This window comes from Bailinhaonella thermotolerans (assembly GCF_003594875.1).
Classification (GTDB): Bacteria; Actinomycetota; Actinomycetes; order Streptosporangiales; family Streptosporangiaceae; genus Bailinhaonella; species Bailinhaonella thermotolerans.
This window is the reverse complement of sequence record NZ_QZEY01000021.1, coordinates 20102-33300: the sequence shown is the minus strand read 5'-3', so window position 1 is coordinate 33300 and position 13199 is coordinate 20102. Positions and strand designations below refer to the sequence as shown.

Genomic DNA, 13199 nt, shown 5'->3' with positions numbered 1-13199 from the left:
CTGGATCAGCCTGGAAGGACGTCCCTGACCGCCCGGGACACCGGCGTGTCGCCGTTGAGCAGGTCGAGCGTCAGCCCGCTCGTCGCGGGCTCGTCGAGCAGCGCGAGGAGGACCGCGGCCACGTCGTCGCGCGTCACCTCGCCCCGGCCGAGCGGTGGCGGGGCGAGCGCGACCCGGCCGGTGCCGGGCGCGTCGGTGAGGCGGCCCGGGCGCAGGATCGTCCAGTCCAGGTCGCGCGAGCGCAGGTCCTCCTCGGCGGCGGCCTTGGCGCGCAGGTAGGCGGCGAAGACCTCGTCCGTCCCCTCGCGCGGGGGCCCGTCCACGCCCATCGCGGAGACCTGCACGAACCGGCGCACCCCGGCCAGCTCGCAGGCGTCGGCCAGCAGCACGGACGCGCCCCGGTCCACGGTGTCCTTGCGCGGGACGCCGCTGCCCGGGCCCGCCCCGGCCGCGAACACCACCGCGCCGGCGCCCTCCAGCAGCGCCGCCACCTCGGCCGTCGTCGCCGACTCCAGGTCGCACACGACGCCCCGGGACAGGTCGGCCAGATGACCGGGGTTCCGGACGATCCCCACGGGCTCGTCGCCCCGCGCGGCGAGCAGGCGCTCCAGCCGCAGCGCGATCTTCCCGTGCCCGCCCGCGATGACCACCCGCACGGCGTCCTCCCGTCCTCAGCCGATCTCCAGGACTATCTTGCCGCGCGTGTGCCCGCCCGCGTTCAGGAGCTGCGCCTCGGCGGCGTCCTCCAGCGGGAACGTCCGCGCCACGTGCACGTTCACCTCGCCCTGCTGGACCAGCCGGGCCAGCGCGTCCAGGTCGTCGGCGTCGGGCCGCACGTAGACGTAGCGGCCGCCCAGCTCCCGCACGGACGCGTCCACGATCGAGGCGACGCGCCCGCCCGGGGCGAGCACGTGCGGCGTGACCGCGAGGGCGTCCCCGCCGATCAGGTCCAGGATCGCGGTGACCCCCTCGGGCGCGAGGGCGCGGACCCGGTCCGCCAGGCCCTCGCCGTACTCCACCGGATCGGCGCCCAGGCCGCGCAGGAAGTCGTGGTTCTGCACGCTGGCCGTGCCGATCACGCGCGCCCCCAGGGCCCGCGCGAGCTGTACGGCGAACGCGCCCACGCCACCGGCCGCCGCGTGGACGAGCAGGACGTCGTCGCGGCCGACGCGCAGCGCCGACACCAGCGACTGGTAGGCGGTGAGCCCGGCCAGCGGCAGGCTCGCGGCCTCGGCCCAGGACAGGCGGGGCGGCTTGCGGGCCAGGGTGCGGATGGGCGCGGCGACGTACTCGGCGTAGGTGCCGCGGCTCAGCCAGTCCTTGCGGACGTACCCGATCACCTCGTCGCCGGGCGCGTACTCGGTGACGGCCGCGCCCGCGCGCTCCACGACCCCGGCCATGTCCCAGCCGGGGATCACGGGGAACTGCACGTCCAGCGCGGGGTCCAGGTATCCCTCACGGGCCTTCCAGTCCACCGGGTTCACCCCGGCCGCGCGTACCCGCACCAGCACCGAGTCGGGGCCGACCCGGGGCTCGGGCTCGTCGGCCATCCGCAGCACCTCGGGCCCGCCGTACCGGTCCATGACGATCGCTCTCATGGTCTCCGGTATTGCCCGAAACCGGTGATTCAGTCCTTCCGCAAAGCCCTCACCGCGGACCCTTGACGGCATCGCGACCTGCGGAAACGTCCCGCCGCCCGCGGAGCCGGCCCGGCGCGGCGCCCGGGTCAGGCCTGGAGCACGCCGAAGGCGAGGAGGCCGTAGAGCGCGACGCCGACGACCACGCGGTAGACGGCGAAGCCGTGGAAGGAGTGCTTGGACACGAAGCGCAGCAGCCAGGCGACCGAGGCGTAGGCGACCACGAAGGACACGACCGTGCCCACGATGAGCGGGAGCAGCCCGATCGTGCCGCCGATGGCGTCCTTGAGCTCGTAGATCCCGGCGCCGGTGAGGCCGGGGATCGACAGGAAGAACGACAGGCGGGTGGCCGCCACCCGGTCCAGCCCCAGGAACAGGCCGGTCGACATGGTCGCGCCCGACCGCGAGAAGCCCGGGAAGAGCAGCGCCAGGATCTGGGAGGAGCCGACGATCAGGGCGTCGCGCAGGCCGATGTCGCCCTCGCCGCGCTTGAGCGTGGCCGCGCGCTCGGCCGACCACATCAGGCCACTGCCGATGATCAGCGAGGCCGCGACCACCCACAGCGAGCTGAGCGGTCCGGTGATCAGGCTCTTGAGCAGGAAGCCCACGGCCACCAGCGGGATCGTGGCGTAGATCACCCACCAGGCGAACTGGTAGTCCCGGCCCCGCTCCTCGCGGTTGAGGAGCCCGCGGAACCAGGCCGACACGAGCCGCACGATGTCGGAGAAGAAGTACACCAGCACGGCGGCGATGGCCCCGACCTGGATGACGGCGGTGAACGCGATCACCGAGCGGCTGTCCACGGGGATGCCCATCAACCCCTCGGCGATCTTGAGATGGCCTGTCGAGGAGACGGGCAGGAACTCGGTCACTCCCTCCACGATCCCGAGAATGACGGCTTCCCACACACCGATCTCGCTCACGCCACCTCCTTGAACCCGGTCTGGTGCCGGCCCCGATCCGTCCCGGGGCCCGGCTGTCCCGGGCCCGACGCCTCGGGCCCGGTCTGGTCGGCACTCGGCCCGCGAGGGCCCGGTAAACGCTACCGGGTCGCGGAGGTGGCTATGGCCGGGTTCACCGGGGTGGGGACAGATGCACCACCTTCGTGTGGGTCATCTCGTCCAGCAGTTCCGGCCCGTAGCCGAACCCTCGCCCGCTCCCGCGCAGCGGCTCGGCCGCCCCGCCCGGCGCCCCGCCGAACACCGCGTTGACCTTCACGGTGCCGACCGGCAGCTCCCGCCAGGCCCGCTGCGCGTTCGCCATCGACGGCGTGAGCACCACCGCCGCCAGCCCGTACGGCGACCGCGCGGCGGCGGCCAGCGCCTCGTCGAAGGACCGGACGACCCGGATCGGCGCGACCGGGCCGAACGTCTCCTCGCTCATGAGCTCCATCTCGTCGGAGCAGTCCGTCAGCACGGTCGCCGGGTAGAACGCGCCGTCCCCCTCGGGGATCTCGCCCCCGGTCAGCAGCCGCGCCCCCGCGCTCACCGCGCCGGTCACGTGCCGGTGCACGGCGTCGCGCTGCGCCCGGTCCACGAGCGGTCCCAGCTCGACGCCCTCCCCGAGCCCCGGTCCCCGCCGCAGCGCGCGGGCCCGCCGTACCAGCGCCTCGGTGAACGGCCCGGCCACGTCCTCGTGGACGTAGATCCGCTCCACCGACGTGCAGATCTGCCCGGCGTTGGCGAAGCACCCGATCGCGGCCTGCTCGGCCGCCCACTCCGGGTCCACGCCCGCGTCCACGATCAGCGGGTCCTTGCCCCCGTTCTCCAGCAGGGCCTTGGCCCCGGTCCGCGCGGCGGCCGCGGCGATCCGCCGCCCGGCCGCCGTGGAGCCCACGTGCGCGATGACGTCCAGGTCCTCGTGCCCGGCCAGCGCCTCCCCGGCCCGCCCGTCCCCGGTGACCAGGTTCAGGACCCCCGGCGGGAGCTCCCCGGCGACGATCTCCACCAGCAGCGCCCCGGTGTGCGGCGTCCGCTCGGACGGCTTGTGCACCACGGTGTTCCCGGTGACCAGCGCCGCCCCGGCGAGACCGCAGGCGATCGCCACCGGGTCGTTCCACGGGGTGATCACCCCGACGACGCCGCGCGGCTCCAGCACCATCAGGTCGGCGGCGTCCCAGGCCCCCTGCAGGCTCCGCCCCCGGTGCACCGGCCCCAGCTCGGCGTACTGCTCCAGCGTCCCGGCCCCCGCCTCGACCCCGCCCAGCGCGTCGCCGTACGGCTTGCCCATCTCCCGCGTGACGAGCCGGGCCAGTTCATCGGCCCGCTCCCGCACCCGCGCCGCCATCGCGCGCAGCGCCGCCCCGCGCTCGGCGGGAGCCGTGCGCGCCCACGCGGGGAACGCGGCGCGGGCGGCCTCCACCGCGTCGTGCACGTCCTTCTCGTCCCCGAGCGGCGCCTCCCCGACGGCCCCCGCCCCCGAGGGATCCTCGACGACCCGGGTCCCGCCCCCCTTGCAGGCCCGCCAAGCCCCGTCCACGAACACCCATCGATCCCTGGCCCGCAACGAAACCCCTCCTTCGCCACCGAAACGTTCCCGCCAGCAGTACCCGCCCCGCTCCCGCCTAGTCCCTCCTCCCGGCCGGACCTCGTGCGATCGCGAGATCACGACGAGGGCGACGCGAGGGGGAACCGGCGGGACAGACTGGAAGGGAGCTACCGGAGTGACCGAAGGGGTGCGCATGGGTTCGGCTTTCGTGGTGACCGGCGGGGGACGGGGGATCGGGCGCGCGATCGTGGAGCGGCTGCTGCGGGACGGGGGTTCGGTGGTGGTCGTGGAGGCCGACCCCGCCGCCGTCGAGTGGATGGGCGGCCACCCCGGGCGGGACAGGGTGCGCGCCGAGATCGGGGATGCCGGGGACGCCGGGGTCGCGGAGCGGGCGGCCGACGCGGCCGAGCGGATGGGGGAACTGGCCGGGTGGGTGAACAACGCGGCGCGGTTCCGGGACGCCTCGCTGCACGACACCCCGCCGTCGCAGGTGCTCGACCTCGTCACGATGAACCTCGGGCCGGTGCTGACCGGCTGCTCGGCGGCCGTGCGCAGGTTCCTGGCGGCCGGCACGGCGGGCGCGATCGTCAACGTCTCGTCCCACCAGGCGCGGCAGGCGGTGCCCGGCTGCCTGCCGTACGTCACGGCCAAGGCGGCCATCGAGGGGCTGACGCGAGCGCTCGCCGTGGAGTACGGCCCGCGGGGCGTCCGGGTGAACGCCGTGGCCCCGGGCTCGGTGGAGACCGAGCGCTACCGGGACTTCCTCGGCGGGCTGGACGAGGAGGCGGCGGTGTCCGTGGAGCGTCAGATGGCCCGCCTCCACCCGCTGGGGCGCGTGGCGCGGGCCGGGGAGGTGGCCGCCGCCGTGGCGTACCTCCTCTCCGCCGACGCCTCCTTCGTCACCGGCGCGACCCTCCCGGTGGACGGCGGGCGCACCGTCCTCGCCCACGACCCGGAGGCGCGCTGACGGGCCGCCCGGCTCAGCCGGCTCAGCCGGCGGAGGCTGCGGCGGCCTGGGAGTCCCGGATGGCCTTGCGCAGGGCGGGCGGGACCGGGCCGGCCTGCGCGACGATCTTGGCGATGCGGTCCTTGTGGGCGCGGCGGGCGCGGCGGTCGAGCACGCGCTTGAGGTCCCCGGTGACGCAGAGGGCCACGGTGGCGGCCTCGCGCTCGTCCCGCCGGGTGGTGGGGCGCGCCGTCGTCACCGCGTGGCGCACCGCGTCGGTGAGGTCCCGCACCGGGCGGGGGTCGCTGACCGAGACGCGGGTGTAGGGGAAGATCCCCAGCACCGCGCGCCGCTCGGTCTGGATCCAGCCGGTCTCGGCCAGGCGCTCGCGGACCAGGCGGGAGGCCCGGGTCGCGTTCTTGCCCACCCAGTGGTGCCAGCGGCGGGGGCGGGACTCGGAGATCTGGCGGAGGATCTCGGCGAGCAGCGGGTCGTCGGAACGGGCCCCGTGGGCGGCGGCCGGGCGGTCGTCGCGGTCCTGGAGGAGGCCCTGGATGCGGAGTTCGGCCAGGGCGGCGGCGCGGACCACCATGCCGAGCTGGGAGCGGGCGGTGAGCCGGCCGCGCTCGGGGTCGTACGCGAGCAGGTAGAGCCGCTCGGGAAGGGTCTCGGGGGCGTGCACTCGGCTGTCCTCCTCGGTGGGTGCCTATCATAGTGATATCACTTTTCTCGGCCGGAGGACAGGGCGGGCCGGCGGCGGGAAATCGGGTCGATCGCGGGACGCGCCACCGGTTAGCGTGCGGAAGGTGAACGTTCCCGAACTGCTCACGGCCCGGTTGCGGCTGCGCCCCCTGCGCGCCGGCGACGAGGAGCCGCTGTACGAACTGCTCTCCGACCCCGAGGCGGCCCGCTTCCTGCCCTTCCCCGTCACGCGCGAGCTCGTCGCCCAGCACGTGGACGAGCTGCTGACGGCCGACTACCCCGAGGGCATGGGATCGTACGCCTGGGAGGACCGCGAGACCGGGGAGTTCGCCGGGCACGGGGACCTGGCGCCGAGCAAGGAGCTGGGGGACGGGCGGCCCGAGGTCGGGTGGTACCTGATGCCGTCGTACCAGGGGCGGGGCCTGGCCACCGAGGCCCTGGACGCCGTGCTCGGGCACGCGTTCGGCACACTGCGCGTCCCCGAGGTGGTCGCGCTCGTGCACGAGGAGAACGTCCGGTCACGCAGGGTGGCCGAGCGGCTGGGGTTCGCGGAGGCGGGCCGCGGCCTCCACTACGGCGGCCCGCACATCGTCTACGTCCGCGGCGCCGCGGGCGCGGTCCGGGGGACCGCTCCGGGCGCCGCCTAGCGTCTCCGCCCGCCGCCGCTCCCCGCCACTCCGGTGCTCCGCCGCTGCTCTACTCGCCGGGCCAGGGCTCGCGGCCCGGCCACGGCTCCCGGACGCCCTCGCCGGTCAGGGGCGGGCCCTCGTGGAGGCGGTCCGGGCGCTGGTAGCCCAGGGTGGACTCGCCGGCGGGGGGCGGCTCGCGGAAGTCCGGCTCGCCGTCGGGCCCGGCGGGCGGGCGCAGCCTCGGGTTGTCCACGGTCGTGTCGTCCTCGACCGCGCGCTCGACCTCGGGCGTCTCCTCCAGCGGCGTCGTCCCGCCCGGCGCCCCGGCCGCCGCCGGGCCGGTCCGCGCCGGCGGGCCCTGCGCTGGCCGGTCTTGCGCTGGCCGGTCTTGCGCTGACCGGTCTTGTGCCGGCGGGCCGGTGCGGGACGCCTGGGCGGCCGGCTCCGGCGGGCCGGTCTCGTCCGGGGGCTCCGCGCCGGCCGGGCGGCGCACCGGGCCCGGCGGGTCGGGGTGGAAGCCCTCCGGATGGCCGTGCCTGCGCACCACCTCGTCGATCTCCTGGATCAGGTCCGCGCGGGAGTACTCCCCGGTCGGGATGTCGTGGAGCAGCGCCAGCACGCCGGAGGGCAGCCGGTCGTCGTCCGACGCCCGCACGTAGAGCTCACGGCTGTGCGCGTGCTCGCGGCCGTCGAAGAGGGCGTCCACCACCAGCCGCAGCTCGTCCAGCCCGGGATCGTGCGCCATCTACGTCTCCCGCGGGCGGCCGCCCGTGGACCGCCGCACGTCCTGCCGCATCGCCTGCTCGATCGGCGAGGGGGGCACCGGCCGCTCGGACTCGGCGATCCCGCCGCGCGGGTGCTCCCGCTTCTGGGCCGTCCGCTGGGCGGCGTTCCGGTTCGGCGCCGGGTCCTGCGGCACGCTGCGCACGACCTCGGCCAGGTTGTCGTACGACCCGAGCGGCAGCGCCGCCAGCGCCCGGGCCACGTCGCTCCCCGGCGCGACCCGCCGCGCGTGGTCGACGAGCTGTTCCTTGTCCGCGGGAAAGTCGAAGTCGTGCAGGACCTCGCCGATCTCGTCGGGATCATTCAACTTCATGCCAGCCCCCATACCCTCGATGACCTGCGCTTATAAACGCGTCCCCGCCTGTCGTCCCCGTCCTCGCGTGTCGCCCCGTCCCCGCGCCGTCCCGTCCCCGTGTGCGGTCCCGTCCCCGTGTGCGGTCCCGTCCCCGTGTGCGGTCCTGTCCCCGCGTGCCGCCGCGTCTGCGGGTACGGCCCGGCGGCCCGCCGTACCGCCCCGGCACGTGGGGGCGCGGCGGGCGCCGGCCGTACGGCTGGGGCCTCAGGCGGGGTGGGGCGGGCGCTGGTCCGGCGGGACGCCGCCGCCCTTGCCGCCGCCCTTGTTCATGCGGTCGGTGCCGTGGGGGTGGCCGCGGCCCTTGCCCAGGCTCTTCGCGGTCCCCTTGCCGACCTTGCTGCGGGGGCTGTTGGCCTCGACGCCCTCCTGGGTCGTCTGGCCGCGTCCGGACCTGCGCATCTCTGGCTGCTGCGGGTTGACCATGCCGGTCCCCTCTCCAGTGCGGAATGTCTGACTATTTCCGGACTGGTCGCACTGCCCGGACCGATCCGGCCGAAACCAGATGTCACCTCAGGGGAAGGACAGGCTTACCTCGCAGCATGTCCGGACGAAACGGGGCAGTGCACCCACATACGGACATACCTAGGAGGGGAAATGCCGCGTCCCGGTAGCCACGGCTATGACATCAAGCGCGCGCATCTGCGCAAACGCCTGGAGAACACCGGTGCGGCCGCCGACGAGGAGGCGGATCGCGAGGCGAACCGCCGCCTCCAGCGCGACCCGAAGTACGCCCCGGAGCGGCAGAGCGAGCGCGGCCGGGGACCCAAGGGCGAGCGGTAGCAGGAGGATCACATGCAGCACGACGAGTTCATCGGGCAGGTGCAGTCGCGAGCGCACCTGGCGAGCCGCGGGGACGCCGAGCGCGCCACCCGCGCGACCCTGGAGACGGTGGGGGAGCGCATCCCCGAGGGCCTGGCCGACAACCTGGCCTCGCAGTTGCCGCACGAGATCGGCGAGCACCTGCGCAGGACCGAGGTGCTCGGCGGCCAGGGGACGGGCGAGCACTTCGACCGGCAGGAGTTCGTGGACCGGGTCGCCGACCGCGCCGGCGTGGACGAGCCCAAGGCCGCCCACGTCGCCCGCGCCGTCCTGGAGGTCGTCGACGAGGCGACCCAGGGCCACATCATGGAGAAGGTCCGCGACAGCCTCCCGCCGGACATCCGGGGCTTCGTCGACTCCGGCAGCCAGGGCCGCCTGGACTGACGCCCGCGCCGGCCCACGGCCTGCCACCCGAACGCCGGGCCCCCGCCGGCGTTCCCCCATGCCCGGCCCCAGCCCCGCCGGCCGGCGCGAACGCCCTCCCACATGCAGTACCCCGGCCCTCTCCGAGGCGCCCTTCTCCGGGCCGCCCTCTCCCGCGTGCCTCTTCCGGTTGGCGGCCCGCCCATGCGCCCACTCTTCCCCGTCGGGGCCTCCTCCGCCGGGCGCCTTCTCCTGAGCGGTCTCTTCCTCCCGAGAGTGACCTCGTTCCGCCGGAGAGTGACCTCTTCCTCCTGAGCGGCCTCTTCCAGCCGCCTTCTCCCGGGTCGCCTCCGCCGGCCGCCTACGCCGGTCGCCTACGCCGGGCACCTCTGCGGGGCGGCGGCCTGTCCCTGCGCCCACCTGCTCGATGGGGTCCCCGTCGCGGGCTCCCCCTGGCGGGGCCTCGCGTTCGCCGGTGGGAGAGGAGCGGGCGGCCGCTCGCGGGTGGCGCCCTGTCCCGGGCCGGCCTCCTCCGCGGGTCCCGTGCCGCGGGTCCCGTGCCGCGGGTCCCTGCCGCCGGGGGCCTCCCTTCGCCGTGATCATGCAGTTTTACGCACAGGGTGTGCGTAAAACTGCATGATCACGGCGAGGGGGAGGCGGGCTCGCGGTCGGCCGGTGGGGGGCGAGGGGTGGTCTCGCCGTGCCGGCAGGGTCGGCGGGGGCGGCCTTGCCGGGCGGGCGTCCCACGTCGCCGGGGCCGTCGCCCCTGGCCGTACGGCTGTCGCGTCCTGGCGCCTGTCGCGTCCTGGCACGGCGAGGGGGCGGCGGCCGGGGGCATGGGGAAGGCCGGGCGGGGATGCCGCCCGGCCTTCCTGGGGGGTGGGTCAGCGGTTGCCCTCGGCGGAGGAGATGTCGGCGAGGGCCGAGTTCGGGTCCTTCTCCATGGCCAGGTCGCCGATGCTGACGACGCCCACGGCGCGGTCCTTCTCGACGACCGGGAGGCGGCGTACCGCCTTCTGGCGCATGAGCCGGGCCGCCTGGTCGATGCTCGTGTCCGGGCCCACCGTCGCGACGTCGCCGCCGCTGCACACGTCTCGTACCGGTGTGTCGGGGCCCTTCTCGTCCGCGACCGCGCGCACGGCGATGTCCCGGTCGGTGACGATGCCCGAGACGCGCCCGTTGTCGGTGACGATCACCGCGCCCGTGTCGTTGTTGCGCATGAGCGCGGCGGCGTCCGCGATTCGGCCGCCGGCCTCGATGGTCGCGGGGTTCCCGGTCATGACGTCGGCCACTCTCTGAGCCATGGCATGCCTCCCTTTCGCATTCGTCCTACTTTGCCCCACTACCCACCCTGGCCCCGGCAAACAGGTTTGGCGGGACCGGCGCAGGGCACCTGACCAGCGTTCCGACCGGCCCGTGTGCGTCCGCGGGGAGATGATGACGTGGCCAGCGAATCCGTGCTCCTGCCCGTGCGGACCCCGATCGGGGAGGCCGGCCTCGACGGCGACCTGGCGGTCCCCGAGGGGGCCTCCGGCATCGTCCTGTTCGCCCACGGCAGCGGCAGCTCCCGGCTCAGCCCCCGCAACCAGGCGGTGGCCCGCGCGCTGCGGAACCGGGGCCTCGGGACGCTCCTCCTCGACCTGCTCACGGCGGCCGAGGAGGAGGTGGACGCGCAGACCGCGGAGATGCGGTTCGACGTGGCCATGCTGGGAGACCGGCTGATGACCGCCGTGGACTGGCTCGGGCGGCAGCCGCTGACGGCGGACCTGCCGATCGGGCTGTTCGGCGCGAGCACGGGGGCGGCGGGCGCGCTGCTGGCGGCGGCCGGGCGGCCCGCGGAGGTCCGCGCGGTGGTGTCGCGGGGCGGCCGGCCGGACCTGGCCTCCGAGGCGCTGTCGCTGGTCCAGGCCCCCACGCTGCTCATCGTGGGAGGCCGCGACGAGCCGGTGATCGCGATGAACGCCGAGGCGGCCCGCGAGCTGCGCGCCCCGCACCACCTGGAGATCGTCGAGGGGGCGACCCATCTGTTCGAGGAGCCGGGCGCGCTGGACCGCGTGGCGGAGCTGGCGGGGGACTGGTTCACCCGTCACCTGGGAGGGGCGCGATGATGTTCCGCGACCGGGCCGAGGCCGGGCGGCTGCTGGGGGAGGCGCTGGCCCGGATGGAGTGGGCCGACCCGCTGGTGCTGGGGCTGGCGCGCGGCGGCGTGCCGATCGCCCGGGAGATCGCCCGGGTGCTGGGCGCCCCGTTCGACGTCGCCGTGGCCCGCAAGATCGGAGCTCCGGGCCAGCCGGAGTTCGGGGTGGGCGCGGTGACCGCCGAGGGCCCGCCGGTGTACGACGGGCGGTCGCTCGACGCGCTCGACCTCGACGAGACCGACCTCGCCAAGACCTGCTCGCGCGAGCGCGCCGAGGCCCGCCGCCGCGTCGAGGTCTACCGGGCGGGGCGTGCCGAGGAGCCGGTGCGCGGGCGTGACGTGATCCTGTCGGACGACGGCCTGGCGACCGGGGTGACCGCCCGCGCCGCGTTGGGCGCGCTGCGCCCGCTGGGGCCGTCGCGGCTGGTCTTCGCCGCCCCGGTCTGCTCGATCGAGGGCGCGGCGGCGCTGGCCGGAGACGCCGACGAGGTCGTCTGCCTGGACCGGCCGGCGGACTTCCTGGCCGTGGGCCGGTGGTACGAGGACTTCGCCCAGCTCACCGACGACGACGTGCTCGCGTTCCTCCGCGAGCGGGACACCGCCGCCGGTTCCCGCTGACCGCCCGCGCCGGTTCCCGCCGGCCGTCGTGCCGGTTCCCGCCGGCCGTCCGCGCCGGGCGCGCCCGGCCGCTCCCGGCCCCGCCACCCTCGGCCGGGCCGCTCCGGCCTTGGCCGGAGGCCCCGCGCGGCGCGGACGCCGGACTCAGCCGCCCAGGTCGCTGACCGCGGTGTCGAGCCGCTGGGCGAGCTGGTTCAGCTCGTCGTCGGACACCTCCGCCGGGTCCCAGCCCGCCGCCACGTCGTCCCGGCTCGCCACCACCAGCGCGCCGCGGTACGGCTCCGCCTCCAGGTCCCGCCGCGCCACCACCTGGGCCCTGCCCTCCAGCAGCACCAGCGTCGGCTCGGGCTCGCCGGACTCCAGCAGCCGCCGCACGTCCTCCGCCGAAATCGTCGCCACGATTCGCCACCCCTCCCGGTTCACCGGTGCGCTGCCCCGCCGTACGGAGGTCAAACGCGCCCGATCAGCCGGTCGAGCAGCCGCGTCTCCCCGGGCCAGGCCGCGGCCAGCACCTCGCGGGGGACCCGCCGCGCGGCGTACCGCAGGGCCAGGGCGACCACGACGAGGTCGTCCAGCGGGCCGATCACCGGGATGAACTCGGGGATCAGGTCGATCGGCGACACCACCCACGCGGCGGCGAGCAGCACGGCGATCCGGGCCCGGCGCGGGACCCGCGGATCGCGGCGCAGCCGCCGTACGGCGGTCACGCAGTCGGGGACGAACGCGGCGAGGTCGCGCGCGAGCCCCGGGGGCAGCCGGCGGGCGGCGATCCACAGCCCGGCCCACCCGAGAAGGAGCACGGCCGCGCCGGCGCCGAGAGCGATCACCCAATCGCGCATGAACTGATACTCGCACCCCCTTACGAAGGGCTCCATGGCCTATATAACCTATGTCGCTAATTCCCGGTGATCGGGATCTCCAGTAAAACCGAAGATCAGTAGAGGGCCTCGCGTGCGACGTATCACCACCTCCGTGTGCCTCCTTTTGCTCGTCAGCGCCTGTGCCAATGGCGCCACCCTGGGTGAGGCCGCCGAAGTCCTCAACGAGGACGGGGCGAAAATCAGCAGGCTCACGATCATCGGGGACAAGGACGTGTCCGGCGGAACCGAGCGCGAGGGATGCGACGGGGTGAAGCGCCGGCAGATCTACAAGGTCGTCGGGACCCTGGGCAAGAACATGTCCCGCATCCCGCCGTCCCGCATCGCGGACGAGCTCAAGAACCTCGGGTACGAGGACGCGCCGAAGAACGGCAAGTCCCTGGTGGTGGTCAAGAAGGAGCCCAAGATCACCTTTACCATCACGCCCCAGGACGGCATTCCCAACATCTCCATCGTCGGCAAGACGGATTGCCTGACGGAGGAGTGACGCCCCGGCCGCGGCGAGGCGATCCCGATCGCGGCGGCCCCTGATCCGAACGCCATTCCGGGCCCCTGCGCCGGGCCGCGCCCCGAATGCGATTCCCGGCCCTTCGGCGGCCGTCCGGACTCGTTTCCGGCGTACGCATGTGCTTACTCGCGTTCCCGGGCGCGGCATGCCTTTCCGGTCACTCCTCAGGACTGCTTTCCTGATTAGCGGGAGTACCCCGGAAAGTGCGGTTTTCCGCGCCCTCGGCTAAAACCGGAACCGCGCGGCAATCGTCCCCGCCCGGCGAAAGCCGCGCCCTGCTACGTCCGTGCCCGTACGGCATTCGCCCGTGCCGCACGCGCCCGTACGGCACTCGCCC

General features: G+C 75.0%; 18 protein-coding genes. 7 read left to right on the top strand and 11 right to left on the bottom strand.

Annotation, left to right across the window (positions count from 1 at the left end):
* Positions 1-5: 5 nt before the first annotated feature.
* The 4 genes from D5H75_RS34680 to D5H75_RS34665 form a co-directional block, all read right to left on the bottom strand.
* On the bottom strand, positions 6-656 hold the full coding sequence (locus D5H75_RS34680) for an NAD(P)H-binding protein (RefSeq protein ID WP_119930832.1): 651 nt from the start codon (positions 654-656) through the stop codon (positions 6-8).
* 15 nt (positions 657-671) lie between these two features.
* Positions 672-1598, bottom strand: a complete 927-nt coding sequence (locus D5H75_RS34675) for an NADP-dependent oxidoreductase (protein ID WP_119930831.1) — start codon at positions 1596-1598, stop codon at positions 672-674.
* Positions 1599-1726: 128 nt separating this feature from the next.
* Positions 1727-2560, bottom strand: a complete 834-nt coding sequence (locus D5H75_RS34670; protein ID WP_119930830.1) for an undecaprenyl-diphosphate phosphatase — start codon at positions 2558-2560, stop codon at positions 1727-1729.
* 151 nt (positions 2561-2711) lie between these two features.
* Positions 2712-4142 (bottom strand): aldehyde dehydrogenase family protein, encoded by a 1431-nt coding sequence (locus D5H75_RS34665; RefSeq protein WP_242454683.1) that lies wholly within the window; start codon positions 4140-4142, stop codon positions 2712-2714.
* Between the two features lie 175 nt (positions 4143-4317).
* Here D5H75_RS34665 and D5H75_RS34660 point away from each other — a divergent pair, with 175 nt between their 5' ends.
* Positions 4318-5091 carry an SDR family NAD(P)-dependent oxidoreductase gene (locus tag D5H75_RS34660; RefSeq protein WP_119930828.1) on the top strand — a complete coding sequence of 258 codons (774 nt, stop codon included), beginning with the start codon at positions 4318-4320 and terminating at the stop codon, positions 5089-5091.
* Positions 5092-5113: 22 nt separating this feature from the next.
* Here the strand turns inward: D5H75_RS34660 and D5H75_RS34655 are convergent, their stop codons facing one another.
* A complete protein-coding gene (locus D5H75_RS34655) occupies positions 5114-5752 on the bottom strand; it encodes a GOLPH3/VPS74 family protein (protein WP_119930827.1) in 639 nt (212 codons plus the stop codon).
* A 124-nt stretch (positions 5753-5876) separates the two neighbouring features.
* Here D5H75_RS34655 and D5H75_RS34650 point away from each other — a divergent pair, with 124 nt between their 5' ends.
* Positions 5877-6419, top strand: coding sequence for a GNAT family N-acetyltransferase (locus D5H75_RS34650; RefSeq protein ID WP_202638792.1), 543 nt, complete (start codon positions 5877-5879; stop codon positions 6417-6419).
* A gap of 49 nt (positions 6420-6468) precedes the next feature.
* On the opposite strand, the gene D5H75_RS34645 is transcribed toward D5H75_RS34650, so the two are convergent.
* The 3 genes from D5H75_RS34645 to D5H75_RS34635 all read right to left on the bottom strand — a co-directional run bounded on the left by D5H75_RS34645 (position 6469) and on the right by D5H75_RS34635 (position 7962).
* Positions 6469-7146, bottom strand: coding sequence for a hypothetical protein (locus D5H75_RS34645; protein ID WP_119930825.1), 678 nt, complete (start codon positions 7144-7146; stop codon positions 6469-6471).
* The gene (locus D5H75_RS34640; RefSeq protein ID WP_119930824.1) at positions 7147-7497 is read right to left on the bottom strand and encodes a DUF2795 domain-containing protein; all 351 of its coding nucleotides are present in this window, start codon (positions 7495-7497) and stop codon (positions 7147-7149) included.
* A 246-nt stretch (positions 7498-7743) separates the two neighbouring features.
* Positions 7744-7962, bottom strand: a complete 219-nt coding sequence (locus D5H75_RS34635; RefSeq protein WP_119930823.1) for a hypothetical protein — start codon at positions 7960-7962, stop codon at positions 7744-7746.
* A gap of 171 nt (positions 7963-8133) precedes the next feature.
* Between D5H75_RS34635 and D5H75_RS34630 the strand changes: the two genes are divergently transcribed.
* Together D5H75_RS34630 and D5H75_RS34625 are read left to right on the top strand one after the other, a co-directional pair.
* The gene (locus D5H75_RS34630) at positions 8134-8319 is read left to right on the top strand and encodes a hypothetical protein (protein ID WP_119930822.1); all 186 of its coding nucleotides are present in this window, start codon (positions 8134-8136) and stop codon (positions 8317-8319) included.
* A gap of 12 nt (positions 8320-8331) precedes the next feature.
* A complete protein-coding gene (locus D5H75_RS34625) occupies positions 8332-8742 on the top strand; it encodes a DUF2267 domain-containing protein (protein WP_119930821.1) in 411 nt (136 codons plus the stop codon).
* Positions 8743-9605: 863 nt separating this feature from the next.
* Here D5H75_RS34625 and D5H75_RS34620 read toward each other — a convergent pair.
* Positions 9606-10025 (bottom strand): CBS domain-containing protein, encoded by a 420-nt coding sequence (locus tag D5H75_RS34620; RefSeq protein WP_119930820.1) that lies wholly within the window; start codon positions 10023-10025, stop codon positions 9606-9608.
* A 138-nt stretch (positions 10026-10163) separates the two neighbouring features.
* Here D5H75_RS34620 and D5H75_RS34615 point away from each other — a divergent pair, with 138 nt between their 5' ends.
* Positions 10164-10829, top strand: a complete 666-nt coding sequence (locus D5H75_RS34615; RefSeq protein WP_119930819.1) for a dienelactone hydrolase family protein — start codon at positions 10164-10166, stop codon at positions 10827-10829.
* A complete protein-coding gene (locus D5H75_RS34610; RefSeq protein WP_119930818.1) occupies positions 10826-11476 on the top strand; it encodes a phosphoribosyltransferase in 651 nt (216 codons plus the stop codon). The genes D5H75_RS34615 and D5H75_RS34610 overlap by 4 nt, the downstream gene beginning before the upstream one ends.
* A 144-nt stretch (positions 11477-11620) precedes the next feature.
* Here the strand turns inward: D5H75_RS34610 and D5H75_RS34605 are convergent, their stop codons facing one another.
* Together D5H75_RS34605 and D5H75_RS34600 are read right to left on the bottom strand one after the other, a co-directional pair.
* Positions 11621-11875, bottom strand: coding sequence for a hypothetical protein (locus tag D5H75_RS34605; protein ID WP_119930817.1), 255 nt, complete (start codon positions 11873-11875; stop codon positions 11621-11623).
* Positions 11876-11925: 50 nt separating this feature from the next.
* Positions 11926-12315, bottom strand: a complete 390-nt coding sequence (locus D5H75_RS34600; RefSeq protein WP_119930816.1) for a YkvA family protein — start codon at positions 12313-12315, stop codon at positions 11926-11928.
* A 112-nt stretch (positions 12316-12427) separates the two neighbouring features.
* Between D5H75_RS34600 and D5H75_RS34595 the strand changes: the two genes are divergently transcribed.
* Positions 12428-12841: a hypothetical protein gene (locus D5H75_RS34595; protein ID WP_147425378.1), complete on the top strand. Its 414-nt coding sequence runs from the start codon at positions 12428-12430 to the stop codon at positions 12839-12841.
* Positions 12842-13199: the final 358 nt, after the last annotated feature.

Coding starts and splice junctions, on each gene's coding strand:
- D5H75_RS34660 (WP_119930828.1), top strand. CDS start 4,318: ATGGGTTCGGCTTTCGTGGTGACCGGCGGGGGACGGGGGATCGGGCGC.
- D5H75_RS34645 (WP_119930825.1), bottom strand. CDS start 7,146: ATGGCGCACGATCCCGGGCTGGACGAGCTGCGGCTGGTGGTGGACGCC.
- D5H75_RS34625 (WP_119930821.1), top strand. CDS start 8,332: ATGCAGCACGACGAGTTCATCGGGCAGGTGCAGTCGCGAGCGCACCTG.
- D5H75_RS34635 (WP_119930823.1), bottom strand. CDS start 7,962: ATGGTCAACCCGCAGCAGCCAGAGATGCGCAGGTCCGGACGCGGCCAG.
- D5H75_RS34600 (WP_119930816.1), bottom strand. CDS start 12,315: ATGCGCGATTGGGTGATCGCTCTCGGCGCCGGCGCGGCCGTGCTCCTT.
- D5H75_RS34610 (WP_119930818.1), top strand. CDS start 10,826: ATGATGTTCCGCGACCGGGCCGAGGCCGGGCGGCTGCTGGGGGAGGCG.
- D5H75_RS34620 (WP_119930820.1), bottom strand. CDS start 10,025: ATGGCTCAGAGAGTGGCCGACGTCATGACCGGGAACCCCGCGACCATC.
- D5H75_RS34630 (WP_119930822.1), top strand. CDS start 8,134: ATGCCGCGTCCCGGTAGCCACGGCTATGACATCAAGCGCGCGCATCTG.
- D5H75_RS34675 (WP_119930831.1), bottom strand. CDS start 1,598: ATGAGAGCGATCGTCATGGACCGGTACGGCGGGCCCGAGGTGCTGCGG.
- D5H75_RS34640 (WP_119930824.1), bottom strand. CDS start 7,497: ATGAAGTTGAATGATCCCGACGAGATCGGCGAGGTCCTGCACGACTTC.